General features: G+C 41.5%; 30 protein-coding genes. 17 read left to right on the top strand and 13 right to left on the bottom strand.

Annotation, left to right across the window (positions count from 1 at the left end):
* Positions 1 to 140: 140 nt before the first annotated feature.
* Together L1S31_RS05290 and L1S31_RS05285 are read left to right on the top strand one after the other, a co-directional pair.
* On the top strand, positions 141 to 1,625 hold the full coding sequence (locus L1S31_RS05290; protein ID WP_236463208.1) for an amidohydrolase family protein: 1,485 nt from the start codon (positions 141 to 143) through the stop codon (positions 1,623 to 1,625).
* A gap of 138 nt (positions 1,626 to 1,763) precedes the next feature.
* Positions 1,764 to 3,065, top strand: coding sequence for a DUF2268 domain-containing putative Zn-dependent protease (locus L1S31_RS05285; RefSeq protein WP_236463206.1), 1,302 nt, complete (start codon positions 1,764 to 1,766; stop codon positions 3,063 to 3,065).
* Positions 3,066 to 3,131: 66 nt separating this feature from the next.
* Here the strand turns inward: L1S31_RS05285 and L1S31_RS05280 are convergent, their stop codons facing one another.
* The gene (locus L1S31_RS05280) at positions 3,132 to 3,479 is read right to left on the bottom strand and encodes a hypothetical protein (RefSeq protein ID WP_236463204.1); all 348 of its coding nucleotides are present in this window, start codon (positions 3,477 to 3,479) and stop codon (positions 3,132 to 3,134) included.
* A 198-nt stretch (positions 3,480 to 3,677) separates the two neighbouring features.
* Here L1S31_RS05280 and L1S31_RS05275 point away from each other — a divergent pair, with 198 nt between their 5' ends.
* From L1S31_RS05275 to L1S31_RS05215, 13 genes are all read left to right on the top strand, one after another.
* Positions 3,678 to 4,799 carry an AI-2E family transporter gene (locus tag L1S31_RS05275; RefSeq protein ID WP_236463203.1) on the top strand — a complete coding sequence of 374 codons (1,122 nt, stop codon included), beginning with the start codon at positions 3,678 to 3,680 and terminating at the stop codon, positions 4,797 to 4,799.
* 115 nt (positions 4,800 to 4,914) lie between these two features.
* Positions 4,915 to 6,333 carry a circadian clock protein KaiC gene (kaiC, locus tag L1S31_RS05270; protein ID WP_236463201.1) on the top strand — a complete coding sequence of 473 codons (1,419 nt, stop codon included), beginning with the start codon at positions 4,915 to 4,917 and terminating at the stop codon, positions 6,331 to 6,333.
* An 11-nt stretch (positions 6,334 to 6,344) separates the two neighbouring features.
* Entirely contained in the window at positions 6,345 to 6,632 is a 288-nt protein-coding gene (locus tag L1S31_RS05265) for a circadian clock KaiB family protein (protein WP_236463200.1), read from the top strand.
* 12 nt (positions 6,633 to 6,644) lie between these two features.
* Positions 6,645 to 6,962 (top strand): circadian clock KaiB family protein, encoded by a 318-nt coding sequence (locus L1S31_RS05260; protein ID WP_236463198.1) that lies wholly within the window; start codon positions 6,645 to 6,647, stop codon positions 6,960 to 6,962.
* Positions 6,959 to 8,224: a sensor histidine kinase gene (locus L1S31_RS05255; RefSeq protein ID WP_236463196.1), complete on the top strand. Its 1,266-nt coding sequence runs from the start codon at positions 6,959 to 6,961 to the stop codon at positions 8,222 to 8,224. The genes L1S31_RS05260 and L1S31_RS05255 overlap by 4 nt, the downstream gene beginning before the upstream one ends.
* A 204-nt stretch (positions 8,225 to 8,428) precedes the next feature.
* The gene (locus tag L1S31_RS05250) at positions 8,429 to 8,764 is read left to right on the top strand and encodes a hypothetical protein (RefSeq protein WP_236463194.1); all 336 of its coding nucleotides are present in this window, start codon (positions 8,429 to 8,431) and stop codon (positions 8,762 to 8,764) included.
* 22 nt (positions 8,765 to 8,786) lie between these two features.
* The gene (locus L1S31_RS05245) at positions 8,787 to 9,344 is read left to right on the top strand and encodes a YciE/YciF ferroxidase family protein (RefSeq protein WP_236463191.1); all 558 of its coding nucleotides are present in this window, start codon (positions 8,787 to 8,789) and stop codon (positions 9,342 to 9,344) included.
* A 182-nt stretch (positions 9,345 to 9,526) separates the two neighbouring features.
* Complete coding sequence (locus L1S31_RS05240; protein ID WP_236463189.1) at positions 9,527 to 9,916, top strand: hypothetical protein; 390 nt, start codon at positions 9,527 to 9,529, stop codon at positions 9,914 to 9,916.
* Positions 9,917 to 10,002: 86 nt separating this feature from the next.
* Positions 10,003 to 11,085, top strand: a complete 1,083-nt coding sequence (locus tag L1S31_RS05235) for an efflux RND transporter periplasmic adaptor subunit (RefSeq protein WP_236463188.1) — start codon at positions 10,003 to 10,005, stop codon at positions 11,083 to 11,085.
* Positions 11,086 to 11,101: 16 nt separating this feature from the next.
* Complete coding sequence (locus tag L1S31_RS05230; RefSeq protein WP_236463186.1) at positions 11,102 to 14,257, top strand: efflux RND transporter permease subunit; 3,156 nt, start codon at positions 11,102 to 11,104, stop codon at positions 14,255 to 14,257.
* Positions 14,258 to 14,261: 4 nt separating this feature from the next.
* Complete coding sequence (locus tag L1S31_RS05225) at positions 14,262 to 15,695, top strand: TolC family protein (protein ID WP_255702203.1); 1,434 nt, start codon at positions 14,262 to 14,264, stop codon at positions 15,693 to 15,695.
* Positions 15,696 to 15,802: 107 nt separating this feature from the next.
* Positions 15,803 to 16,159: an SRPBCC family protein gene (locus tag L1S31_RS05220; RefSeq protein ID WP_236463184.1), complete on the top strand. Its 357-nt coding sequence runs from the start codon at positions 15,803 to 15,805 to the stop codon at positions 16,157 to 16,159.
* 82 nt (positions 16,160 to 16,241) lie between these two features.
* Entirely contained in the window at positions 16,242 to 16,718 is a 477-nt protein-coding gene (locus L1S31_RS05215) for a hypothetical protein (protein ID WP_236463181.1), read from the top strand.
* A 36-nt stretch (positions 16,719 to 16,754) separates the two neighbouring features.
* Here L1S31_RS05215 and L1S31_RS05210 read toward each other — a convergent pair whose 3' ends face one another.
* Complete coding sequence (locus L1S31_RS05210) at positions 16,755 to 17,186, bottom strand: LexA family protein (protein WP_236463179.1); 432 nt, start codon at positions 17,184 to 17,186, stop codon at positions 16,755 to 16,757.
* Entirely contained in the window at positions 17,180 to 18,445 is a 1,266-nt protein-coding gene (locus L1S31_RS05205) for a Y-family DNA polymerase (protein WP_236463177.1), read from the bottom strand. Before L1S31_RS05205 ends, L1S31_RS05210 begins: the two co-directional genes overlap by 7 nt.
* A 200-nt stretch (positions 18,446 to 18,645) precedes the next feature.
* On the opposite strand from L1S31_RS05205, the gene L1S31_RS05200 reads away from it, so the two are divergent.
* Positions 18,646 to 18,852 (top strand): hypothetical protein, encoded by a 207-nt coding sequence (locus tag L1S31_RS05200; RefSeq protein ID WP_236463174.1) that lies wholly within the window; start codon positions 18,646 to 18,648, stop codon positions 18,850 to 18,852.
* A gap of 49 nt (positions 18,853 to 18,901) precedes the next feature.
* Here the strand turns inward: L1S31_RS05200 and L1S31_RS05195 are convergent, their stop codons facing one another.
* Complete coding sequence (locus tag L1S31_RS05195) at positions 18,902 to 19,867, bottom strand: OmpA family protein (protein ID WP_236463171.1); 966 nt, start codon at positions 19,865 to 19,867, stop codon at positions 18,902 to 18,904.
* Between the two features lie 18 nt (positions 19,868 to 19,885).
* The gene (locus L1S31_RS05190; RefSeq protein WP_236463167.1) at positions 19,886 to 20,647 is read right to left on the bottom strand and encodes an exodeoxyribonuclease III; all 762 of its coding nucleotides are present in this window, start codon (positions 20,645 to 20,647) and stop codon (positions 19,886 to 19,888) included.
* 153 nt (positions 20,648 to 20,800) lie between these two features.
* On the opposite strand from L1S31_RS05190, the gene L1S31_RS05185 reads away from it, so the two are divergent.
* Positions 20,801 to 22,615, top strand: coding sequence for a GNAT family N-acyltransferase (locus L1S31_RS05185; RefSeq protein ID WP_236463164.1), 1,815 nt, complete (start codon positions 20,801 to 20,803; stop codon positions 22,613 to 22,615).
* A 35-nt stretch (positions 22,616 to 22,650) separates the two neighbouring features.
* Here L1S31_RS05185 and L1S31_RS05180 read toward each other — a convergent pair whose 3' ends face one another.
* The 8 genes from L1S31_RS05180 to L1S31_RS05145 all read right to left on the bottom strand — a co-directional run bounded on the left by L1S31_RS05180 (position 22,651) and on the right by L1S31_RS05145 (position 26,945).
* A complete protein-coding gene (locus L1S31_RS05180) occupies positions 22,651 to 23,037 on the bottom strand; it encodes a DUF805 domain-containing protein (protein ID WP_236463162.1) in 387 nt (128 codons plus the stop codon).
* 142 nt (positions 23,038 to 23,179) lie between these two features.
* Positions 23,180 to 23,980: a M48 family metallopeptidase gene (locus tag L1S31_RS05175; RefSeq protein ID WP_236463160.1), complete on the bottom strand. Its 801-nt coding sequence runs from the start codon at positions 23,978 to 23,980 to the stop codon at positions 23,180 to 23,182.
* Positions 23,980 to 24,411, bottom strand: a complete 432-nt coding sequence (locus tag L1S31_RS05170) for a magnetosome magnetite crystal formation protein family (RefSeq protein ID WP_236463157.1) — start codon at positions 24,409 to 24,411, stop codon at positions 23,980 to 23,982. The genes L1S31_RS05175 and L1S31_RS05170 overlap by 1 nt, the downstream gene beginning before the upstream one ends.
* Entirely contained in the window at positions 24,408 to 24,812 is a 405-nt protein-coding gene (locus L1S31_RS05165) for a DUF2752 domain-containing protein (protein ID WP_236463153.1), read from the bottom strand. The genes L1S31_RS05170 and L1S31_RS05165 overlap by 4 nt, the downstream gene beginning before the upstream one ends.
* 3 nt (positions 24,813 to 24,815) lie before the next feature.
* Complete coding sequence (locus tag L1S31_RS05160) at positions 24,816 to 25,154, bottom strand: TM2 domain-containing protein (protein ID WP_236463150.1); 339 nt, start codon at positions 25,152 to 25,154, stop codon at positions 24,816 to 24,818.
* Positions 25,155 to 25,206: 52 nt separating this feature from the next.
* Positions 25,207 to 25,605 (bottom strand): VOC family protein, encoded by a 399-nt coding sequence (locus L1S31_RS05155; RefSeq protein ID WP_236463147.1) that lies wholly within the window; start codon positions 25,603 to 25,605, stop codon positions 25,207 to 25,209.
* Complete coding sequence (locus L1S31_RS05150) at positions 25,598 to 25,999, bottom strand: hypothetical protein (protein WP_236463145.1); 402 nt, start codon at positions 25,997 to 25,999, stop codon at positions 25,598 to 25,600. Before L1S31_RS05150 ends, L1S31_RS05155 begins: the two co-directional genes overlap by 8 nt.
* Positions 25,986 to 26,945 (bottom strand): 2-hydroxyacid dehydrogenase, encoded by a 960-nt coding sequence (locus tag L1S31_RS05145; protein WP_236463142.1) that lies wholly within the window; start codon positions 26,943 to 26,945, stop codon positions 25,986 to 25,988. The genes L1S31_RS05150 and L1S31_RS05145 overlap by 14 nt, the downstream gene beginning before the upstream one ends.
* Between the last annotated feature and the right edge of the window lie 42 nt (positions 26,946 to 26,987).

Here is a 26,987-nt window from a genome sequence, read left to right as displayed (position 1 = left end):
TCGGAGTTCAAGCAAAACTAAATTAGGCTTAAGCAATTTTAAAATCAGCCATAGTTCCTTTTGTAAGATTTTTTTATTATTTTTATAAGGCTAAATACAACTGCCCCTGTGTTTTAACCCTCACTTAAAATCTGGAAATCATGCAGAAAATCGTCGACATCCACAGCCACATGTTCAACCTGAAATACCTGCCCGTTGCGGGGATTTTGAAACGACATAAGATTCCGCATTTCATTGCCAAAGGAGTCGAATCATTACTGTTGAGGCATACCAAGGAGTCGTACCCATTAGCCGGAATACAGGGCATCCTGAAGTATAAGGATGATGAAGACAACACTTCCGTGACGGTATACATTGACGACTGGGAACCTATTGACTACGGCATGGATGAAATTGCAGACCTGTCTGATGATGAAATTGCCAACGCCATTACCCAGTTTGCCGTGGTGGGCGATTTAAAGTCGGGCGATCTGAGTGTGGCAATCGACGAGTATGAAAAACAGGAGCTCAGGAGCGGAGACTTTTTTATGATAGTTGATTATGAAGACGATGAGGCGTTAAAACGGCATCGGGCTGGTTTGCTGCAACGTATGATTAACAAGGTGATACGCATTATAAACGCTGCTGTCAATTATGGAAAATGGTTCCTCTTTATGACCAACAGCGAAAAAGACATCTATAAATACATTGAACAAAAAGACGAACCGGGCGTGGTTGCCTACCTCCACCTGATGATGGATGTGGATCGTTTCCTAAACGAAGACCCTGATACCGAAGACGAAGATTTATTGTACCGTTCGCGCTTTAATTTTGCAACCCAGCAGGTGCAGAATATGAAAAAGCTGAACGATGACTTCCCCAAACTGATTGGTTTTGTTGCCTTTAATCCGGCACGGAAAAACTGGCTTGAGATTATCGAAAATGCCAGGGCAAACGGATTCAAAGGGGTGAAATTTTATCCACCTCTAGGCTATAAGGCATCCGGCGGTCCTTATGCAGATCGGATAAAAGCCCTTTTTGCGCATTGCCAAACCCATAACATTCCGGTATTTACCCATTGCAACAATCAGGGTTTTGAGGCATGGCCGTTGTCAGGATATAATTCCAATCCTGTTTTCTGGGAAGAGGCTTTAGCGAAATATCCCAACCTGATTCTATGCCTTGGACATGCCGGTGGTGGCCATGGCTGGTTTGCCAAGAATGACCCAAGTACCGATATCACCGACCCCGATTTAATTTTGGCAGCCAACATAAAAAATGAAAAGGCAGCCCAGATGGCAAACTGGAATAATTCTTATGCTGCCATGGTGTACAAGCTTTGTGTGAAATACGACAATGTGTATTGCGATGCCTCCTATCTTGACGAGATTATTGATGATTATGGGAATATGGACGATGATGCAAAAAAACTATTTACCAAAAGGCTCAAAAAGCTTTTTGAGGTGAGTCCGAAATTCGCAGAACGGATCATGTACGGAAGCGACTGGCACATGCTCTTCCAGGAAGGGAAAAACAGGGTGTACCTCAAAAGATATATTGAACTATTTGACCAACCCGAACTGGCACCTTACAAAGACGCATTTTTCTATGGCAACGCAGAAAAATACCTCCGTCGAAACTTTTAAATACCACGCACCTGATTTCCCACAATGAATTTATGTGCATTGAAAAGCCCGATACTTTCGTATCGGGTTTTAAAAAATATACAGGCTTTTTAATTCCTATTCCATTTTTATTTAACTTGGCTTTACAGCACTCATGATATGAAAAAAGTAATTTGTTTTGCACTTCTTTTAAGTTTGACGTCCCTTTCATTTGCGCAGGGAAGCAAACAGGTTTTTGTATCCACGGACATCGACAATTTTTGGAACGCGTACGACAAAATCATTGCGGCAAAAGATAGCGTAAGTCAGTATGCCTTTTTAAGAGACCTTTACCTTGACAAAGCAACACCCGGATTGAAAGGAATGATTGAAGTCCGCCATTATTCCGAAATCGAATTTATGGATCGGATAACCCAACATCCAAAATTTTGGAATTCGATTCGGCCGAACATGCTGCAGGTAAAAAACCTTTACCCAGAAATAGCTGCCAATATCCAAAAGCTTCAAAAAGCTTATCCCGACTTAAAGCCGGTGCCCATTTATTTTTCTGTAGGTGCTTTCCGGGCCGGCGGAACGGCTCAGGAAAAAAAGGTTTTGATTGGGAGTGAATTGTCATTGGCAGACAAAACTACTATAATTGACGAGCTGCCAGCCTGGAGGCAGCCTTTCTACAAAACCCAGAATCCAATAAAGGAACTTCCCCTTTTGTGTACCCATGAATACATCCATACCCAACAAAAGGAATTGGTTCAAAACCTGCTTTCGATGTGCCTGTATGAAGGGGTTGCCGAATTTGTTTCGTGTAAGGCAAGCGGAGAAAAATCGAATGCTCCTGCCATTGAGTTTGGAAAAGCCAATCGGCAAATTGTAGTGGACCAATTTGTTTCCGACCTGTTCCTCATGAGCAACAACAACAATTGGATATGGGGAGAAAATACCAACAAATTCAAAGTAAGGGATTTGGGTTATTATATTGGTTATGAAATTTGTGAACGTTATTACAATCTTTCCAAAGACAAAACGAAAGCAATCAAGGAACTTATTGAATTGGATTATACCGATGAGAAACAGGTGGAACGCATTGTAGATTTGACCAACCTATTCCCAAAATCACTGGAAGAACTTTATAGTGATTACGAGCGTCAAAGACCCGCGGTAACAATGTTGGCGCCATTTGAAAATGGGAACCAGAATGTTAAACCGGGGCTGACAAAAATCACCGTCCATTTTTCGGAACCTTTACTCAAACACAATACAGGCTTGGATTTTGGACCTCTTGGGCAGGATTACTGCCCTAAAATCAAACCCTTTAGGTATTTTAGCGAGGATGGTAAGTCCTGGACTTTTGAGGCCGACTTACAGCCCAATCAGCATTATCAAATATTGATTTCCAACAATTTCCGAAAGGAAAACGGAGTAAGGCTCAAACCTTATCTGATAGAATTCAAAACAACAGAATAAATCCAACAGCCCGAATAAAAAAACCCCACACCGAAGTGCGGGGCCTTCCCGAAATGGATGTAACCATTATTTTTTTGCAGTTGCTTTTGCGGTAGCTGTACTTTTTGCTTTAACAGCAGTTTTTGGCTTAGCAGTAGCGGTTGCTGTTTTAGTTGCTGTTGCTTTTTTGGCTGCAGTTTTGGGCGTTGCTTTTTTAGCAGTTGTGGCAGCTTTCGGCGCTGTCGCTGATTTTACGGTGGCTGCCTTTGCAGTTGTTGTTTTGGCTGTTTTCGAAGCCGTAGCTGTTTTTTTAGGAGCAGCCTTAGCTTTCGCCGGCGCTTTTTTTACAGCTGGTTTTGGTTCTTTTGGTGTTTCCTTTTCTTCAGTATCCCCGAAGCCCAGGAAGTTTTCGATGGTTTTAATAATGTCCGTCATGGCTAGTGTTTTTAGATTAATAATTAACTACTACAAAGTTTCATAAAAGACTAGCATGGTGTGTTATAGGGTTTTCGGAATTTGTTATAAAATTTATTATCTGTCACCAAATCTTGTAACACTCCCTTTAAATTGTGTAAGGCATTGTAAATTGTGTTTCTTTAGTTTTAACCCCTAAAATCTAAAACAAACGCTATCATGCCAACAGCACTACCTCGCCTTGCCTTTGAGGCTAAGTTTGCCTACGCCCTGATCATCATCCTTGCCTTAGGCTACCTGCTCAACGTTGGGCAGGACATCATCTGCCCGTTGCTGATTGCGATGCTGTTTGCGATACTGCTTCGCCCGGTGGCTTCATTCCTGCAGGAAAGATTACGATTCCCAAATGCCTTGGCATGCCTTGTTTCTGTATTGCTTTTTTCATTGCTGATTGGCGGGGTTTTTTATTTCATTTCGACCCAAATTGCCCACATGGCGGATGATTGGGAAAAGATAAAGGAAAATGTATCGCTGCATTACCAGCACTTACAAACCTATATAACCGAAACTTTTAATGTCAGCAAGGCAGAGCAGGACAAATTTGTCAAGGAAACTACCAATGGTCCTTTAGGCGGTGGCAAGAAACTGGTCGGCGCTACGCTGATGTCATTTACCAATGCATTGCTGAGCATGCTGATTGTACCTATTTATATGTTCCTGATACTATTATACCGAACGCATTTTGCTTCCTTTTTATCCAAATTGTTTGCTGAAAAACACCACGAGCGGCTTAAGGATGTCATCGCCACCATTAAGGTTTCGGTGCAGAGTTATATCCTCGGGCTGATGCTCGAACTGCTCATAGTATCCTCGCTGACTACTATAGGTTTCTGGATTATCGGAGTTAAATACGCCATACTGTTGGGAGTCATCACAGGACTGCTGAACCTCATCCCGTATGTTGGAATCATGACGGCCTGTGTATTGAGCATCATTGCATCGTTGACGGGTTCGAGCGACCTTTCCATCATCATTGGGATTATTGTGGTGAATTTGGTAGTCCAGTTCATTGACAACAACTTCCTGGTGCCAATGGTCGTAAGCTCCAAGGTGGAAATCAATTCGCTTGCCACCATCGTTGGAATCATCGTTGCCGGGACGATTGCCGGCGTTGCCGGGATGTTCCTGGCTATACCTATGATGGCAATGGCAAAGGTCATTTTTGACCGTGTTGATTCGCTCCAGGCATGGGGCTATTTCCTGGGTGATGACCTACCCAAATCCTTCAGTTGGCGCAAACGAAAGAGAACCTCACCTATTGAAAAAATAGTCCGAAAATGATAAGTGCCAGAGTTTCAAAATATTTGTAAATATTTATAAGATTTATTGGTACCCTTTTTTATTCGGGCATTAATACCTAACTTCACTTTTCCATTAAGATCTAACCAATCGAATTATGAAGAAATTGACATCCTTCCCTAAAACGCCTACGGGCATCAATGGCCTCGATGAAATTACCCAAGGAGGGTTTCCAAAAGGACGCCCTGTATTGGTTTGTGGTAGCGCCGGCTGTGGTAAAACACTGATGGCAGCGCAATTCCTGGTAAAAGGGATTACCGAATACGACGAACCCGGAGTATTCATGAGCTTTGAGGAAACTGCGGCAGACCTTAGCCAAAATGTGGCTTCTCTTGGCTTTGACCTTGAAAAACTAAAAAAGGAAAACAAGCTCCGCGTCGATTTTGTACGTATTGAGCGTTCCGAAATCGAGGAAACCGGTGAATACGACCTTGAAGGTTTGTTCATCCGACTCAACCATGCGATAGATTCCATTGGCGCGAAGCGCGTGGTGCTCGATACCATCGAATCGATTTTCTCGGGCATTGACAACCTTGCAATGGTGCGTTCCGAAATCCGAAGATTGTTTGGATGGCTGAAGGAAAAAGGCGTAACAGCCGTAATAACAGGAGAACGCGGCGAAAGCACCTTAACAAGGCAGGGATTGGAGGAGTACGTTTCCGATTGCGTGATACTGCTTGACTTCCGTGTAATTGACCAGATAGCCACGCGTAGGCTGCGCATTGTAAAATACCGTGGAAGCACGCATGGCACCAACGAATACCCATTCCTTATTGATGAGGAAGGAATTTCAGTCATCCCAATTACCTCGCTCCAACTCGATTATAAATCGCCTACCGAATTCATTTCTACAGGGCTTCCGGCACTCGACAATCTATTTTCGGGCAAAGGGATTTACCGTGGAGGCAGCACCTTAATTACGGGAACGGCAGGAACTGCTAAAACAATAATTGCCTCTTACTTTGCAAAGGGCAGCTGCGCCCGTAAAGAGAAGACTTTATATTTTTCGTTTGAGGAATCACCGGAACAACTGGTACGTAATATGGAATCTATCGGAATCGACCTGCGCCCTTTAATTAAATCAAAACTACTCCATATACATGCTTCAAGGCCTTCGTTACAAGGCCTCGAAATGCACCTGCTGGTGATGAATAAGCTGTTGGCAGAGATTAAGCCAAAAACGGTTATAGTCGATCCTATTAGTAGCCTGGTAACGATAGGTAATGCTTTTGAGGTGCGTGCCATGCTGGTTCGTTTGATGGATACCTTGAAAATGAGGGAAATCAATTCGACTTTTACCTCACTTACACACAACGGTGATTCGCAATTCACCGATGCTACGGTAGATGCAGTTTCATCGTTGGCCGATACCTGGATTAGGCTGACCAATGATCAAAAACAAGGTACAAGGGATCGAAAACTATACATTGTAAAATCGCGTGGTATGGGCCACGCAAATAGTGAACAGAATTTTAATATTACCACCAGGGGAATTGAATTCTCCGAAGGAAACTAACAAAACAACTCATGACAAAGCAGGAACGATGGGAATTGAGGCTTTATATTGCAGGGCAGACGCCCAAATCAATTCTTGCCCTTAAAAATATAACCCGTTATTGCGAAGAGCATCTGCCAGGTCAATATTCGATTGAAGTGATTGACCTGCTAAAGACGCCTCAGCTTGCTGAAGGCGATCAGATATTTGCCATTCCAACATTGGTACGTAAATTACCGGAACCTATCCGAAAGATAATAGGTGATTTGTCCAATGAGGAAAAAGTATTGGTAGGCTTAAACATCCGCACGCTCGCGTAATAAGGAGAAACTATGAAAAAGGAAACAAACCCCGGCACTATTAACAAAGAAAAGCTATCGCTACAGTTGTATGTTTCGGGTATGTCTCCTAAGTCATTGGAAGCCATTCGCAATATAAACAGAATATGTGCCGAACACCTCAAGGATGCCTATGATTTGGAAATCATTGACATTTACAAGCAACCCGAACTGGCAACGGAACACAGCGTCATTTTCAGCCCTTCGCTGATTAAGCATTATCCGTTGCCTAAAAAGATACTGATAGGCACCTTAAAGGATTGCGACAAAGTGATGATGGCACTGGGGATTGACATTGATAAGACAAAATGAAAAAGCAGATTACCATAGACGAACTTTTAGCCGAAAACGAAAGGCTGGCTTTCCAGCTTGAAGAGGCGGAACAGCTCATCGATGCCATTAAGGCCGGTGAGGTAGATGCCTTTGCGGTCAAAAGGGATGACAAACCCGAAATCTTTACGATTGAAAGCGGGGATTTTGGGTATCGTTTATTGGTAGAAAACTTTAATGAAGGAGCCGTAACCTTATCCGATGACGGACTCATAGTGTATACCAATAACTATTTCCATGAACTCCTGGGACTGCAATACAGCCAGGTGATTGGCAAGCCCATCGCCGCATTTATCGAAGCTGATTCGCTCGAATTGTTCAACGAGCTTTTTGAGAAGGGCCTTACCGGACAGGTAAAGGGCGAGATTTGCCTGGTATCACCCGAAAGGGGCATTCCGGTTTACATTTCGCTTACGGCACTACATCCCAGCCAACATACTGTAGGGATGGTCGTGACCGACCAGACTGAGCGTAAAATATTTGAAGTCCAGATTAAGGAAAAGGCAGAGCAGTTGGAAGCCAAAAACAAGGAGCTCGAAAAGATGAACAAGGAGCTGGAGTCCTTTGCCTACATATCAAGTCATGACCTTCAGGAACCGTTGCGTAAAATACAGACATTCGTTACCTATCTTAACGAGAAGGAAGCCATAAACCTTTCTTCCAAAGCCAGGGATATTTTCACCAGGATGCAGTCAGCAGCCAACAGGATGCAGACACTTATCGACGACCTGCTTGCCTACTCGCGAAGCAACGCCAATGCAGCGCATCAGAAATTTGAGACTGTTGACCTCGACATCATCATTGATGAAGTCCGGGAAGACCTTAAAGAAGAAATCATCGCGACTAATGCGAGTATTATTTCGGAAAAACTCTGCACTGCCGAAATCATCCCGTTCCAGTTCAGGCAGATGATGCACAACCTTGTGGGCAATTCCCTAAAGTTTGCAAAACCAGGTGTACCACCACGCATTACGATAAAAACAGACGAAGTCAAAAATTGCTCTTTCCTGGACGGCAAAAAAGGCTGCCACATTTCGGTAACCGACAATGGGATTGGTTTTGATCAAAAATACAGCGACAAAATTTTTCAGGTATTTCAACGCCTGCACAGCAAAGACGAATTTGAAGGTACCGGAATCGGATTATCCATTGTAAAACGAATTGTCGAAAACCACAAAGGAGTCATTACGGTTCATAGCGAACTGGGAAAAGGCACCCGATTTGACATTTATATTCCCTCTTAACGAATCATTCAAAACTTAAAGAACAGCCTGCTTTACAAGCGGGTTTTTTGCATTTTGGAGCATTTGGGAACCGCCATTATCAGGATATTTATCGATGAAATGCACTAGTGGAAATTATATAAGCATTGGCTTTCAAGCCTATAAAGAAATAAGTGTATTGCTACGATAACTTTGGAGTCCTATTAATTTATAAAAAATAAAATCATGGAAAACAACACAAAAGGGAACAACAGCCAGGACGGCCGTAACCCACAGGAACAAAATTTAAGCTCTCAATCAAGAGACAATGAAGCAAGGAATGCTTCTGCAGACAGATCTTCTGACGCATCACAATCACGACGCACTCCGGAAACAGACAGCGATCCAAGCCGTACTGCTCATTCGGATAATTTCTCTGCAGACCGTAAAAATGCCGGAACCAGGAACTGGGACAGCGATGACATGGGACAAGACGACGAGGCAAGCCTAAGCCCGGACTCTGATGCAGACCGCAGAAACGAAAATGATAACGAAGAGGAAATCAGGACTCCAGGACTTTAATCTTAACTAACCACAAAATCTAATGGAAACTAAAACAAAAAAGCCGGCAGCTAAAGCTACCACCGCTACAGGAAAAGTAAAACCAAAACAAACTGCCGCCGAAGGGTTGAGAGACTTGTTCGTAGACGGACTTAAAGACATCTACTGGGCAGAAAAAGCACTAGTGAAAGCATTGCCTAAAATGGCTAAAAATGCTACTACTCCTAATCTTATCGCTACGATCAACGATCACCTTGAGGTCACTAAAGAACATGTAACCCGATTGGAAGACGTATTTGCCTGCATCGGTGAAAAAGCTGCTGCCAAAAAATGCGATGCCATGGAAGGCCTGCTTAAAGAAGGCGAAGGCATCCTTGAAGAAACCGAACCGGGAGCAGTACGCGATGCAGGAATCATTGCTGCAGCTCAGAAAGTAGAGCATTATGAAATAGCGACGTACGGCACACTGGCTGCGTTTGCGAAAACATTAGGCGAAAGCCAGGCGGCAGAACTACTCGCAAAAACCCTTAATGAAGAAAAAGAGGCTGATGTTGCTTTAACAGACGCTGCTTACAATAGCATTAATTTTGATGCCCAATAGCATAAAGTTAATTCTGTTTGTTTAGAGGAACCTGCATCAATGATGCAGGTTTTTCTAATTATACGAAATCGTTTTCACTCCATGCTTCCCTAAAGATTCGCTTAAAATTGCATCAAAATTGTTAAAGACCCGTTAAAGAACTGGCGTTATTTTTCCAATCAAATATAAATTTGCTCCAGATTATGAAAAGAGCAATCCAATATATCATCCTACTGAGCTTGTTGCTATCCAACAATTTGCCGGCACATGCCGTGGCTTTCCCTCATGATGCAGTTGGCAAAAGCGCTTTTCAAAAAGAAACCGTTATTGCTGATGCACTTAGTGACAGTAATTCGGGCTATCACAAGGACGTTCTTCTCGACATTGATGATTACGATGATTGTGATTGCGAAGATAATTATACCAGCTCTGTAAAAGAGAAATCCCTGCCGTTAGCTACAGCTTATCTCAAGGATGAGCCAATTTCAGAACACTTTGTTGCAAAACAGTTTTGCAATACCCACTATACTTTCGTTAACTTCTCGCGACTTCCGCGACATAGTTACATTTCACTTCGCGTCCTCCGCATTTGATTATAATTTTTTTATCCGTTGATTGACTGGCTGCTGAAAAATACAGCAATCCAAAAACGCATTAAAAATTATATATCTAAAAACACATGAACAAGCTCATCATGCTAGTAAGCATAGGTGCACTGTTAAACCTAAGCAGTTGTGCCAAACAAGAAGAACAAAAAGAAGAAACCGGTAAATTTACCGTAACCAATCCCGCAGTTATTGATACTGCGTTTACCAAAGAATACGTTTCACAAATCAAATCGGTGCGCAACATCGAAATCCGTGCCCAGGAAAAAGGCTATCTGCAGAATATTTATGTGGATGAAGGCCAATATGTAAATCAGGGACAGCTATTATTCCGCATCATGCCGGGAATGTACCAGGCTGAATTACTGAAAGCCGAAGCCGAAGCCAAAGCTGCTGGTATCGAATTGAAAAATGCCAAATCCCTTGCCGATAAAAACATTGTTTCCAAAAGCGAACAGGCAGTTGCCCAGGCCAAATTAGACCAGGCTAATGCCGAAGTTTCATTGGCAAAATTGCACTTATCCTTTACCGAAATCCGTGCACCTTTTGCCGGAACAATTGACCGCCTTCCAAAGAAATTAGGAAGCCTTATCGATGAAGGAGAACTGTTGACCAACCTTTCGGACAACAGTAAGATGTTTGCCTACTTTAATGTTTCCGAACCCGAATACATCGCTTACCAAAACGATGTAAAAGACCGTGGCGACAACAATGTCACTTTGCTGCTTGCCAACAACGAACCCTTGAAATACAAAGGCAAAGTTGAAGTAATTGAAGGGGAATTTGACAACGAAACCGGGAACATAGCTTTCCGTGCCAGTTTCCCAAATCCGGACAAACTGCTTAAAAACGGAGAAACCGGAAAGGTTGAAATGACTGTCCCTGTAAAAAAGGCAATCGTGATTCCGCAAAAAGCGACCTATGAAATCCAGGACAAAGTCTATGTCTTTGTGGTGGATGCCAACAACAAACTAAAATCAAGGGAGATTGCCATAACCGGTGAACTTCCCGATTTGTACGTGGTAAAAAGCGGCCTCTCTGCCGATGACAAAATATTGCTTGATGGTGTACAGAAAGCCAAGGATGATGACAAGATTAGCAGCGTGTACCAAAACCCGCTGGATGTAATCAGGAACCTGAAACTAAAAGCCGAGTAACCTTAACCACAACGCCATGTTTAACAGATTTATACAACGACCGGTATTATCAATAGTAATATCGCTCATCATCGTATTCCTTGGTGCGCTGGCACTAATCCAGCTGCCTGTAACACAATTCCCATCCATCTCGCCTCCAAAGGTGAATGTAACGGTGGAATATCCCGGAGCCAATAACGAGCTGATGATCAAATCGGCAATCCTTCCATTGGAAAGAGCATTGAATGGTGTACCCGGGATGAAATATATGGAATCGGATGCCGGAAATGATGGTGAAGGAACCATACAAATCATTTTCAACCTTGGAACCGATCCTAATCAGGCTTCGTTGAATGTGCAGAACCGTGTAGCTTCGGTAGTGAACAAATTACCTCCATTAGTGGTTCGTGAAGGAGTTAAGATCAGCCGGGAAGAATCAAATATGTTGATGTACATCAACCTGTACAGCACCGATAAAAATACCGACCAGAAATTCCTGTTCAACTTTGCCGATATCAATTTGTTGTCGGAGTTAAAAAGGGTTGATGGTGTTGGTTTTGCCGATATCCTTGGGAATCGTGAATACGCGATGCGCATCTGGCTGAAACCAGACCGAATGCTGGCTTACAAGGTTTCAGCCGATGAAGTCATGGAAGCCTTGGCACAACAGAGTTTGGAAGCTTCTCCGGGAAAAACAGGGGAAAGTTCGGGTAAACGTTCGCAGTCTTTTGAATATGTATTGAAATACTCGGGGCGTTTTACCACAAAGGAACAATATGAAAACATCATCATCAAAGCCAATCCTGACGGTGAAATGCTGCGACTGAAAGATGTAGCGAATATCGAATTCGGAAGCTCGATGTATGATATTTATTCCAACCTTAACGGAAAACCATCGGCTGCTATCGTATTGAAACAGTCTTATGGAAGCAATGCCAGCCAGGTTATCAAAGACGTAAAAGCGAAGTTGGCTGAAATCAAAAAGACATCGTTCCCAAAAGGAATGGATTATGAAATCAGTTATGATGTATCGAAATTCCTTGATGCCTCCATCGAAAAAGTAATCCACACACTGATTGAAGCTTTTATATTGGTAGGATTGGTAGTATTCCTATTCCTTGGTGACTGGCGTTCAACATTGATTCCGGCTATAGCTGTTCCGGTATCGCTGATAGGAACCTTTTTCTTCATGCAGTATTTCGGAATTACACTGAACCTCATCACCTTGTTTGCCTTAGTACTGGCAATTGGTATTGTGGTAGATAATGCAATTGTTGTTATCGAAGCCGTCCATGCCAAGATGGAAACCAAGCACCTCAACGCCCGAAAAGCAACACGCGAAGCAATGACCGAAGTAAGTGGAGCGATTATCGCAATTACCTTCGTAATGGCTGCGGTGTTTATTCCGGTTGCTTTCATGAGTGGTCCGGTTGGGATTTTCTACCGTCAGTTCTCAATTACCATGGCGACTTCGATTGTACTTTCCGGTTTGATTGCATTGACATTGACTCCTGCACTTTGTGCCATGATGTTGAAAAACACCCACGGTCAGCCCAAAAGGAATACTCCGGTTAACCGAATCGTGAATGGTTTCAATAAATGGTTTGGAGGCGTTTCAGATAAATATAGAACCCTGCTAACTAAAATTGTAAACCGAAGAACGGTTACTTTCGGGATGCTCATCGGTTTCTGTGTTGGGACTTATTTCCTGAATATGAGTGTGCCCTCCGGGTTTATCCCAAATGAAGACCAGGGAATGTTTTATGCGGTAATCCAGACACCGCCAGGTTCTACATTGGAAAGAACCAATCAGATTGCCGAAAGGCTTCAGAAAATTGCCGAGACTATCCCAGATGTAAAATCGGTTTCCTCTCTGGCAGGTTATGAAATCCTTACCGAGGGAACGGGTTCCAACTCGGGTACCTGTTTGATTAACCTGAAAGGCTGGTTAGACCGCAAACATTCGTGCCAGGAAGTTATTGATGAATTAGAGAAAAAGTCAAAGGATATTTCTGGAGCTACCATCGAATTCTTCCAACCTCCAGCCGTTCCGGGCTATGGTGCAGCAGGCGGATTCGAACTTCGTTTGATGGATAAAGCGGGTTCTGGTGATTATAAAAAGATGGAAGGCGTTGCCAACGATTTTGTAAAGGAATTGAACAAGCATAAGGAATTGTCCTCGGTGTTCACCTTCTACAGTGCCAGTTTCCCTCAGTATATGTTGGATATTGATAACGATTTGGCACAGCAAAAAGGAGTTACAATTGAAAACGCAACAAACACGCTGTCAACACTTGTTGGAAGTAATTATGAAATCAGTTTTATCAAATACGGACGCCAATATAAGGTGATGGTTCAGGCTGCTCCTGAATACCGTGCACTTCCTGAAGATATCCTGAAATTGTATGTAAAAAATAACCGCGACGAAATGGTCCCGTTTTCAGCCTTCATGCGAATGGATAAAGTGTACGGTTTGTCGGAAATCACACGCCACAACATGTACAATTCTGCCGAAGTAAGCGGACAGGCGGCACCTGGTTATAGTAGTGGTGAGGCCATTAATGCCATCAATGAAGTGGCTGCTAAAACACTTCCAAGAGGATATGGAATTGACTGGGCAGGAATCTCCAAAGATGAAGTAGGCCGTGGTAATGAAGCCATGTACATTTTCCTGATTTGTCTTGGATTCGTGTACCTCATTTTAGCTGCACAATATGAAAGTTTCATCCTGCCGTTTGTAGTAATCCTATCGTTGGCGGTCGGAATATTTGGAGCTTTTTTGTTTATCAAATTATTTGGTTTGGAAAACAATATTTACGCACAGGTTGCGATGGTAATGCTTATCGGATTGCTGGGCAAGAACGCTGTGTTGATTGTTGAATTTGCCGCGCAGCGCCATTCTACTGGAGAATCAGTATTGGATGCTGCCATTGAAGGTGCTGCTGTAAGATTCCGTCCTATCCTGATGACTTCATTTGCTTTTATCGCCGGATTGATTCCGTTGGTTTTTGCAACTGGTCCTGGAGCCATAGGAAACCGAACCATCGGTTCTGCATCTGCAGGCGGAATGCTTATCGGAACGATATTCGGGGTATTGCTGATTCCGGGATTGTATTACTTTTTCGGTACTATTTCCGAAAAGACAAAATTCGTTAAAAAAGAAGATGAAAATCCATTAAGTGAAGAAATTTAAGATGATGAATCGATATAAAAATTATAGAATATTTGCGATACTTCTGATTTGTGTTGCATTTACAAGCTGTAAGATGCTGGCACCGGTAGAGAAACCAGAACCCACATCAATGCCTGATGCCTATGTGTCATCAAAAGATACTGTAAATTCAGCAACGATAAAATGGAAAAGCTTTTTCCCCGATAAAAACCTGCAAGACCTGATTGACATCGCGTTAAAAAACAATCAGGAACTGGAAATGACATTGCAGGAAATTGAGATTGCCCGCAATGACATAAGGGTTAAAAAAGGAATGTTGCTGCCAATGATTTCCGCCGGAGCTTCAGCCGGAGTTGAAAAAGTGGGACGTTACACCAGTGCCGGGGCCGGTGATGCTTCAACGGAAATGACGCCGGGAAAGGAAGTCCCTGAAGTGCTTCAGGACTATGCTCTTGGCCTGCATGCCGTTTGGGAAGTTGACATTTGGAAAAAACTCCGCAATGCCAAAAAAGCTGCCTTAACAAGATACCTGGCAACTGTTGAAGGGAAGAATTTTGTGGTAACCAATCTCGTTGCTGAGATTGCCAATTCCTATTATGAATTGCTTTCGTATGACAATCAACTCGACATTATACAGCAAACCATCACTTTGCAGAAAAATGCCTTTGATATTGTAAAAGCACAGAAAGATGCAGGAAGAGCTAACGAATTGGGCGTGAAAAAATTCGAGGCAGAGGTATTGAATTCGCAAAGCCGCGAATTTCAAATCCAGCAGCAAATCAAGGAAACAGAGAATAAAATCAATTTCCTGTTAGGTCGTTTTCCACAACCGATTGAAAGGGACAAGACCGCATTTGTTACAGAAATACCACAACAGATACAGGCCGGAATCCCTTCGCAATTATTGACGAATCGACCTGACATTAAACAAGCCGAATTGGAACTGTTTGCCACCAAATGTGATGTAAAAGCCGCACAGGCCGAGTTTTATCCATCGTTTACAATTAATGGCGGTGTTGGATTTAATGCGTTCAAAACTTCGTATTTGTTTACCTCGCCAGAGTCTCTGGTTTATAATTTGGTTGGGGATTTAACTGCTCCACTGATTAACAGAAACGCTATAAAAGCAGAGTTCAACAAAGCGAAAGCCGAACAAATAAAAGCGTTGTACAACTATCAGAAAACCATTTTGAATGGGTATGTCGAAGTATCAAATGAACTCTCGAATATTAAAAACCTGGAGCAGTTCTATGATTTGAAGAACAAGGAAGTGCAGTCGCTGACCACAGCCATTGACGCATCCAATGAATTATTCAAATCATCCCGCGCTGACTATTTTGAGGTGTTGATGACGCAACGTGATGCGTTGGAATCAAAATTGGAATTGATTGAAGCTAAAAAGGAACAATTCAATGCGGTGACTAATGTTTACAGGGCATTAGGCGGCGGATGGAATTAAATGATGAGGTTGTTTTTAGGTTGGAAAGAGGTCTTCGGGCCTCTTTTCTTTTTAGGTTTAACTTTACTTTATCACTGCTCAAAATAAATAAGGAGTATTTTTGCGGCATGTCCATAAAGAAATTCATGATGTTTGGTAAATTGTTGACACTGGTATTGCTTATAAGCAGTTCGGTATCAGCAAAGTCTTTTATAGCCAATGGATTTCAGGATGAAGGAACTGTAACGATAAATAATGCTGGACAATCCTTCCACAAAAACATGCTGCAGCCACAGCTTGTTCATGTCAATGTAACTACTGAGCATACTGTTAAACCAATAAGTCTTGGTTACACCGCATTGCTTTTTAATGAAAAAACTTCATTAACATTAAAGCCAAGCGGGCCAACAAGTCTTATCCTGCAGGATGTAGATCGCTGTGAAAGTGTTTCTAAGCTCTTGTTCCCCTTCCATTATTTTTGGTAAAGTTTCCGTTTTTTAGATTCTAAAAAATTGATTCCGTCGCGTCTTTTCAGATAGCGATATTAACTTTATTAAATACATTTCCATGGATACTCCAATAATCATTATTGGCCTCGTATTGATAGCAATCGTGGCCCTTCCGCTCTATCTTGTATTAAGAGCGCATAAATTAGACAAAAACCAAATCAAGACCCTTTTTGCCCAACACAGTCAGGATAATCAATATCAATTTCAGCTTATTGCAACCCACAGCCGCAAGGCTTTGGGAATGGATATCAAAAAGAAAGGATTGCTTTTTATTGATTTTAATCTCAAAGAACCTTTTGTAAGTTTTCAGGATTTAAAGCAAAGCGAAAGCTGTAAAGTGGCAACATCAAGTCCGCAGGGAAAATCGAATATGCTGAAAAAAGTGGAATTGTTTTTCACTTCAAAGAATGGAACAGCCCAGGACAACACCGTGCTTTTTCATGATGCTGACAGGGATTATATTGTCCCGGTTTACGCTCAGGAAGAATTGAAACTGGCACAACAATGGCAGGAAATCATTCAGAAACATCTTTAATGCAAAAGAAAAGCCAGTCGTTGACTGGCTTTTCTTTTAAACTGCTTTTATAACATACGTCACAATGCCCCAAACTATAAACTGATTGGATTCTTCAACTTTTATGGGTTCAAAATCCTTATTTTCGGGTATTAAATACAATCCGTCCTTTTGTACCTTAAGGCGTTTGACTGTAAATTCGCCATCAATCAGGCATACCGCAATTTTATTTTCTGTAGGTTCCAGGCTTCGGTCAATAACCATAATATCACCGTTATCGATACCGGCACCTGTCATTGAATTCCCGCTGGCTTTTGCGTAAAAAGTGGCCAAGTGATTTTTTACCAAAAACTTATCGAGGCTTATCTTATCATCTTCAAAATCAAGAGCTGGCGAAGGGAATCCAGCCTTAATCCCGTTGGGGACAAAAGTAAGTTCCCGGCTGTTTTCCGGATCTGGAGTAAAGAAAGTGAGGTTCTTTTTTAGCATTTTATTTCCAAAATTTCATTGAAATCGGTAGTATATTTTTTGGACAAATGATCCTGTCTCATTTTCCAGGTATGCTGTAAATCCTGATTCCCGAGGCGTATTTTGCGCTCTCCCACTTTTTTGTGGTAGGCATCCATAACCTCCATCAGTTTCTGATGCTTTGGATTTTCATCTTCAAACAAATGGAACTGCTTTTGGTTTTCGGGAATGATTCCGGTTACGATAACACCGGCTTTGGAATAACGTTCTCCTTTTTCGTAAAGTTTTTTCAGAAGCCTGACAGCGGCACTGCTGATGGTCAATGTCGAATTGCTGGCGAAAGCCAAGGTTTCCATTTCGTTGAAATAAAGCCTGGTTCTTTTATTTTCACCATTATCCGTTTTTATCAAAAGTACAATAACACCATGGCAGCAGGAATTTTGCTTTCGCAATTTTTCGGCGCAGACCGAAGCAAAAGTAGAAACACGCTCCTTGATTTCGTCAAAGTCTGTAAGCTTGTATTTGAACATTCGGGTAATAGCAATGCTTTTTTTATCTGCATCAGGATTGTCAAGTGTTAAAACAGATTCTCCCTGAAGTTCCTTTATCAACCGCAAACCGGTTACACCCATTACCATCTTGATGTAATTTTCGTTTTGTGGCAAAGTGAAATCATACGCGAAATTGATTCCTTTGGCTTTCATTTTCTTCTTCAGGCGGAAACCAATTCCCCAGACGTCTTCAATTTTGGTCCATTTGAGCGCTTTAATCCTTTTTTCTTCCGTATCGATAACATGGACGCCTTTAGTCTGTTCCGGGAATTTCCGAGCTATCTTATTGGCAACTTTAGACAATGCCTTAGTCTCGGCAAATCCTACGCAAACCGGAATGCTGAGCCATTTCTGGATTCGGGATTTAATCTGAATCCCATACGCATTGAAGTCGGTATCTATTCCATCAAAATTCATAAATGCCTCATCGATGCTATACTGTTCAACATGCGGGGTAAACCCTTCAAGGATCTTCATCACGCGGTTGCTCAGGTCGCCATATAAAGGATAATTGGACGAAAAAACATGAATTCCTTTTTCTTTGAGTTCCTTTCGGACTTTAAATTCGGGAGCACCCATTGGAATGCCTAAAAGTTTGGCCTCATCGCTTCGGGAAATAATGCAACCATCGTTATTGGATAAAATAACAATTGGTTTCCCTGCCAGTTTTGGCTGGAAAACACGTTCGCACGAAGCATAAAAATTGTTACAATCGACTAAAGCATACATGGGGTAAATTTACAAAAACAAGAGCTTTTTCGGTAAGTACAAAAGTTAATTTTGGAACGGTGTTGATAAATAAAAAATGAAATCTTTTTCTAATTTCAAACCAAAAAACCCTATATTCGTAGTTCACTGCATCGCCCCACGCAGTACGATCAACCTACAGTATCAAACTAATTAGGGAAAATCCCGCAATAAGTTTACTTATGGATGACCAATCTAAACTATCGGCAAACAGGCGGAAAAACATGCAGCAGTTTATCTTAGCCAGCCTGATAACCGAAATAAAAAGAGGGAAAGCAGTAAATCTCAGCCAAATCCCGGCCGAAATAGTGGAGCTACTCTACGAGGAAGCCGCAAAGAACCAGGAGCTTAATATGGCTTTGGAAGCATTGCTTAATAAGCATCAATAAAAAACCCGCCAAATACTTCGACGGGTTATTATTTTCATTATTGAATGGATTAAAACTCATTCAGCATTTTAGAAATCTCATCCAGTTTTGGAGTCAGGATCACTTCAATCCTACGGTTTTTAGCTTTGCCTTCAGCAGTATCATTACTCATAATTGGAGCAAATTCGCCACGGCCTGCAGCAGTAAGGTTTTGTTTTCTGATGCCGCCATTTTCAGCAAGGATGTTTACGATAGCTGTCGCTCTTTTTGTTGAAAGATCCCAGTTGTTTTCAATTCCTCCGCCAATATTGCCCAGGATTTTGTCGTTGTCGGTGTGGCCTTCTATCAATACGGTAATGTCTGGGTTTTGTGCCAATACTTTCCCGACTTCCACTACTGCTCTTCGTCCTTCGGAACCTACAGCCCAGCTTCCGGTTTGGAACAGCAGTTTATTTTCCATCGAAACATAGACTTTCCCGTTTTTCATCTGGACTGTAAGCCCTTTTCCTTCAAAGGCATTCAGCGCTTTTGACAGGGTATCTTTTAGTTTTTTCATTGCTGCGTCTTTCGCCGCAATCATGCTCTCCAATTCGTTTAGTCGTTTGGTATTTGAAGCCAATTCGCTGTTGAGTTTGTTCAAACGATCCTGTTCTGCCGCCAATGCTTTTTCCTTGGCATCAAGTTGTGCCAATAATTCGCGGTTTTTAGACATATTGGTTTCCAGGGCATCGTTGCTGTTTTTCTCTAAAGCCGCATACGAATCCTGTAACGCCTTAAGATTGTTGCTTGTTGCGGTACAATCAGCCTGAAGTTTTGCTTTCTCTGCCTTGAGTGCTTCCAATTCAGCCTGAAGTGAACGGTTTACCGAATCAAATTCGGCATTCGCCTTGTGAAGCTCATCGTTTTCATCGGCAATCAATCGGTTTTCTTTCTTTAAATCGGTGTATTTGTTTTCCAAATCGTTATAGATTTTCTTGGATACACACGATGTCATCAAACTTATCAGCGTTAGGCAAAAAACTATTCTTTTTATCATTTTTATGTTCTTTAATCTTTAATCAATTTCTACTAAAATTGGGCAGTGATCCGAATGTTTCGCCTCGGGCAAAATTACTGCGCGGCTCATTCTGTCCTTTAGGTTTTCACTTACCAGGTTGTAATCAATACGCCAGCCTTTATTATTGCCTCTTGCTCCGGCGCGGTAACTCCACCAACTGTAATTGTGTGGCTCTTTGTTGAAATGACGGAAGCTGTCAATGAATCCCGACTTCATGAACTTGTCCAGCCAGGCACGCTCTTCGGGTAAAAACCCGGAAACGGTTTTGTTTCGGACTGGGTCGTGGATGTCAATTTCCTCGTGGCAGATGTTGTAATCCCCACAGATAATCAGGTTTGGAATCGTTTGCTTTAAAGAATTAATATAATTCTGGAAATCATCCATATACTTGAACTTGTGGTCGAGGCGATCCAAATTTGTTCCCGAAGGAAGGTACAGGCTCATCACGGATATAGTATCAAAATCGGCGCGAAGGTTCCTGCCTTCAAAATCCATATGGGTAATTTCGGTTCCCCTGACTACATTGTTGGGTTTTGTCTTGGATAAAATTGCCACGCCGCTATAGCCTTTTTTTTGTGCCGAAAAATAATATTGATACGGATAACCTGCTGCTGTAATTTCGGCGGTTGGGATCTGGTCTTCGGTAGCTTTTATTTCCTGAAGGCAGATAACATCAGGATTCGCTTGTTGTATCCAGTCTAAAAATCCTTTGGCAATGGCTGCCCGGATTCCATTAACATTATAAGAAATAATCCTCATGAGTCTTATTAAGAGTTTTTCCAAATGTAACACATTTGAAATCCAAAAAGCAACAATAAAATTTAAGTTGCCCACAGGGATTTCAACATTTTGTTAATCCTATTTCAGCAGAATTGTTATCTTTGTTTCTCGCTCGAAAAAAATAAATTATAAATGGGTTTAGTTACTGCCAAAGAAGTTGCCAAAGCAATCAAAGCTGACAAGTATGGAGTTTTCGGAACTTTTTGTGGCTGGCTGTTAATGAAGGCTTTAAAAATTTCAACCCTAAACAAAATCTACGATCGGAATAAACATTTAAGTGAAATTGAATTCCTGAATGCCATTCTGGATGAGTTCCAAATCAAATTTGAAATCCCTGAAGAAGATTTTAAACGCCTGCCAAAAGAAGGAGCATATATTACAATTTCGAATCATCCTTTGGGCGGAATTGATGGAATCCTTCTGTTGAAACTAATGCTTGAAAAAGAACCCGATTTCAAGATTATTGCCAATTTCCTGCTGCACCGCATTGAACCGATGAAACAATACATCATGCCGGTAAATCCTTTTGAAACCCACAAGGACGCCAAATCGAGTGTGATTGGAATCAAGGAAACCCTTCGTCATTTGAGCGATGGAAAACCTTTGGGAATGTTTCCTGCAGGTGAAGTTTCGACTTATAAAGATGGCCAGATCATCGTTGATAAGGATTGGGAAGAAGGTGCCATAAAGGTAATCCGCAAGGCTCAGGTTCCTGTTGTCCCGATTTATTTCCATGCCAAAAACAGCCGTTTTTTCTATTTGTTATCCAAAATAAATCCAACACTAAGAACCGCTAAACTTCCATCGGAATTGCTGACGCAGAAAGACCGCGTGATTAAGGTTCGTATCGGAAAACCGATTTCGGTAGCGGAACAAAACGAACATAAAAGCATTGAGGAATATTCGGAATTCCTGAGAAGGAAAACCTATATGCTCGCGAATTCCTTCAACAAGGAAAACAATATTTTTGACCCACGTAACCTGAACCTCGATTTAAAGACTCCGAAAAGTCCGAAACAGATTGTCCTTCCTGCCAATCAGGATAAGATTCTGGAAGAAATCGCAGCTTTACGGGACAGTGACTGCCGTTTGCTGCAAAGCAAAAATTATATGGTTTTCCTGGTTCCGGCGGACAAAATCCCAAACATCCTTCACGAAATAGGACGTTTGAGGGAAATTACCTTTAGATCGGTTGGAGAAGGCACCAATGAGTCGATTGATTTGGACCGTTGTGATTCGTATTACCACCATATGTTTTTGTGGGATGATGAAACCCAGCAGATTGCCGGTGCTTATCGAATGGGATTGGGTTCAGAGATTTTCCCGAAATATGGCATCGAAGGTTTTTATCTTCAGGATTTATTCCGGTTTGAGCCCGAATTATACGGGATGATGGAGCAATCCATCGAAATGGGAAGAGCTTTCATTGTCAATGAATACCAGCAAAAACCAATGCCGTTGTTCCTGCTTTGGAAAGGAATTGTACATACGACGCTGCGTTATCCGGAACATAAATTCCTGATTGGAGGTGTAAGCATCAGCAACCAGTTTACCGAATTCTCAAAATCGCTGATGATTGAATTTATGAAGTCGCATTATTATGATCCTTATGTGGCGCAGTACATCCATCCGAAAAAGGAATTCAAGGTAAAACTGAAAGATGCCGACAAAGATTTTGTATTCAGTGAAACCGAAGCCGATTTGAATAAATTTGATAAAATCATTGACGAGGTAGAGCCGGGAACACTGCGTTTGCCAGTCTTAATCAAAAAGTACATCAAGCAGAATGCGCGTGTAGTGGCATTTAATGTTGACCCAATGTTTAACAATGCCGTTGATGGATTGATGTACATCCGGATTGCCGATTTACCCGAAAGCACCGTAAAACCGGTAATGGAAGAATTCCTTGCGGAATTGGAACGAAGAGAAAAGAAAAACTACAAATAAAAAAGCCCCGATTAATCGGGGCTTTTTGTTTTTTATTAAGATGCCAATTCTCCAATTGCTTTTGGATCCGGGCCGTATTTGTTTTCGCCACGGTTTCCTTCTGTAAAGAGAAGAACCAAAAGCCAAATTGCACCGACGATAGGAATTAATGCAATAAGGATGAACCATCCGCTTTTGCCCACATCGTGCAGACGTCTTACTGCTGCTGCCAATGAAGGGATGAAGTGAATTAAACCTACCGCTGTATAGATGTATCCATAAGGCATAGGAGCAAAATTCAATCCTAAACCACCATCTGCCATTGTAGCGACGATTAGGATAATGAAATACATTAGAAAAAAGTACCAATATTCTGAGCGTCTTGCACGTCCGTTGAAGTTGGCATAATTTTCAAATACTACTTTTTTGTACCAGTTGATCATATTTTATTAGTTTAAGTTGGCCTACTCTGTTATGGATTTTCGGTTCCTCCGTTTGGTTAGTTATTCCAAATATAAAAGATTTTTATTATTAAATTCGATTTTACTTCTATAAAAAAATGCAACTCAATGAGTTGCATTTTTATTATTCTTCCTTAACCTGTTCCTGAAAAGCTTTCCAGTCTTTTTCGGAAAGTGTGGCTTTACTTTTTAATTTTTTGCCTTTAAGGTAATCCAAAATATATTTGGCGCGTTCTTCCGATTCGGGATGGTCTGCAATCCAATACATGTTTTTGTCGATGTTGCTGTCCTGTGCCATTTGATACATAAAATCTGCCATTGGCCTTGGGTCGATGTCGGCTTCGAGCATATATTTCACACTGGTGATGTCGGCTTCCTTTTCGAGTTTCCTGTCATAGGCAGAGGAACTCAGGGTTTTCAGGATTTCCTTTGCAATCTGGCTTCCTTTTGTTCCGCCAGCTGCAGATATTAGTACCGAATAGCCGATTTCCTTAGAGAGTTTTTTCATCACATGGTTTTTCTCAATGTGCGCTATTTCGTGGCCTAAAACGCCCTGTAACGCTTCCTGTCTTTTGCAGTCTTCAATCAATCCGGTGTAAACCACTAAATGATTATTGGGTAAGGCAAAAGCATTGATTTCGTCTTTTTTAATGATGTGGACCTTTAGCGAATCACGGTCGATGTCGTTGGCTTCACAGATTGGTTTCAATAATTTATCCAATGATTTTACGATGGTATCATTGGTGACAATATCTTCAGTATCTTCAATTTGATTCCAAATCATATCACCCAGCTTGTGCTCAATTTTTTCACTTCGCTCCTTTACACTGAAAAGCTTCATGAAATCAATTTGGGAAAATCCAAACCATACCAGGAAAAATGATGCAATGATGATTGCTGCCTGTAATAAGATTTTCTTTGTCATTATTTTCTACAGATTAGATTAGTAAGATTTCCAAAGAACAAAAACTGAATGTGTTTTCCTTTACGGACTTGTGTGGCTGCATAAACAGTAGAAAAAATTTCCAACAGATTGAATAAAATTACCGTGAAGATATAAGCGAAGTACTGATTACTCACTTTTTCATCGGTAAAGATTATGGACATCGTCCACCAGAAGCTTGCACTGTTAATCCCCAACAATGCCAATTGAGAAAATAAGGCCTGGGTGCAATGCCAACGAACGAAATAAGTACCTTTTCGATTGGCTAAGTAAAAAAAGAAAGTTGCCAGCAAATTGATGATGGGCAATGGCAATCCGGCAATGAGTGCTACCAAAGACATCAAATAACTGTTGGATGCCTTTTCGCGTTCGTGTTCGCCTGGTTTGTAGGCAAAAGTTTTTTCCTGTATCATAAATGTTTGTATATATTCCAAATCCAATTGAGAAGTACCAATGCTATTAAAATCGTGGCAAGCCAAGGTTTCCTTATAGTAGCTTCTGCTTTTTCATAAGCCCTGAAAAAGGTATCTTTTTTAAGAACGATATCTATTACTACCCAAATCGGGAAGACAGCCATCATCATAGCAACTATTATTCCAAACGGGTTCAGAACTATAGAATCGATAATTTTCCCATGCAAAAGCAATGAAACAGCGCGCGTGGTGCCACAAGACGGACAAGGATATCCCGTCACACTCTTGATGATACAGGCTCTGAAATTGTCTGCCGTTACGGTTTGAATATGGTAAAAAAGATAAATGAATCCGGCGAAACAAGCTATAAGCAATAAGGAATATAACTTATTCCGGGTCATCTATTAATAAAATGTATTTTGGAACGTTTCCATGTTTTTCTCACGGGTTGCACCCATGATCAGGAACCAGTCAATGATTGCCCAAATTCCCAAACCTCCACAAGTTAACAGTTTACCTATTCCCATTCCGGTATCACCAATCATAAAACGATCGATTCCTAATTGGCCTCCAAGCAATGATACAATTATAGAAGTAGTTGGATCTTTGAATTGCATTGTTTGCACTAATCCCCATTTTGATTCGTCAAGGGTCAATAGTTTTTCCCTAATGGCATTTAAATGATGGCTTTCGAAATACTTTGCATTCATCATCATAAACATGTCAACTTTTTGTGCGTCCATAATATTTTGGTTTTTTTATTGGTTTTTATTTATTCGACTAAAATATAAAAAATTATAAGAAAGCACTATCATTGGGTTCCCAAAGTTCAATTTTATTTCCCTCTAGGTCTAAAATCCAGCCAAACTTACCATAGTCATAGGTCTCTATATCGCCTACAATCGTTACACCTTCTTCGGTTAAGGCTTTTAGCAAAGCTTCCAAATCGTGCACCCTGTAATTCATCATGAATGGCTTTTCGCTTGGCGAAAAATAATTGGTGTTGGCATCAAATGGCGACCATTGCGTAGAGCAGTCATTCCCTTCCTTGTCCTTCCACCAAAAGGTCCAGCCATATTGGTCTACCGGAATTCCAAGGTGGTTTTTATACCATTCCTTGATAGCATTTGGGTTTTCGCACTTGAAGAAAAATCCACCTAAACCTGTGACTCTTTTTAAATCTTGACTACTCATTTTTCTCTTTTTTGTAAAATAGCGTTACTGCCAGTAATAATAAAACGCCTTCAATGGTAAAGAAAATCATGTGGTTTAGAAACTGCTGTGCAATGTAACTACAGCCCAATCCGAAGGCAATCAGCCCGATACTTATATACAAAACCTGTACGCGCGCTACATGCTTTCCCTCTAAAATTGGCTTTGCCAGAAAGAACATCCAAATGCTGGAAAGCAGCATCATAATCGAGGAATAAATCCAAATCATCTGCATTCCCTGAACCGCTTCTCCGCTGATTTCCCCTTTTTGGATGTGATCCAAAACAGCAGGAAAACCCATGAAAGCGTGAGGAATAAATTGCAGGAATGTCAATGCGCCGACAAACACAACTAAATAATAGCTAACCTTGTTCATATAATTTCACGATTTTGTCCACAATGACCTGCGCCAGTTTTTGATGGCTTTCAAAGGTCCAGCCGGCGATGTGTGGCGTTAATAAAACATTTTCTGCCTCTAATAAATATTCAAAAGCCTTTGGCTTTTCGGTATCCAAAAACAAATTCTCGAAAGATAATTTCTCGTATTCCAAAACGTCCAGTCCTGCGCCAAGGATTTTTCCCGATTGCAATGCCTGAACCAAATCATCAGTCACGACATTTTTTCCGCGTGAGGTATTAATCAGCCAAAACGGTTTGGCAAAGGCATTGATGAAATTGTCGTTTATCATCTTATCCGTCAAGTTTGTCCACGGAATATGCAGGCTCAATACATCGGCTTTTGCCTGTAATTCGGGTAACGAAACCTGTCTTGCATTTTCGTCGCCAACATTAGAAAGGATATCGTAACACAAAACTTCGACATCAAATCCTCGTAATTTTTTGGCAAATGATTTTCCCATATTGCCATAGCCAATCAATCCGACGGTCCTGCCTTCGAGTTCATAGCCTCGATTGCCTTCGCGAATCCAATGCCCTTCACGGACTAATTTATCCGCGCGGTTCAGTTTGTTCATTAAGGATAAAAGCATTCCCAATGCATGTTCGCCAACAGCATTACGGTTTCCTTCAGGAGCCGCAATCAGATGGATATTTTTGGATGCTGCATACTCACAATCGATGCTTTCCAAACCGGCACCAACGCGGGCAATGAATTTGAGGTTTGTGGCTTTATCGATAAATTCCTTGTCAATCTTGAATCTGCTGCGGATGACAATACCGTGGTAGTTGTGGATTTTGGCTTCAATTTCAGCTCTGTTTGAATCAAAATCGGCTTCATTTTGAAAACCTGCCTCTTCCAATTGCTTCCACAATAGTGGATGATTGCTGTCAATGTGAAGTATTTTAACGTCTTTGTTGGACATAGTTTTGTGTTGAAAAAGTAAAGATAACATTTATTGAAACAG

It is taken from the genome of Flavobacterium wongokense (assembly GCF_021608265.1).
GTDB lineage: Bacteria > Bacteroidota > Bacteroidia > Flavobacteriales > Flavobacteriaceae > Flavobacterium > Flavobacterium wongokense.
Note: the sequence above shows the minus strand (reverse complement) of the source record. Positions and strands in the feature narration are given on the sequence as shown.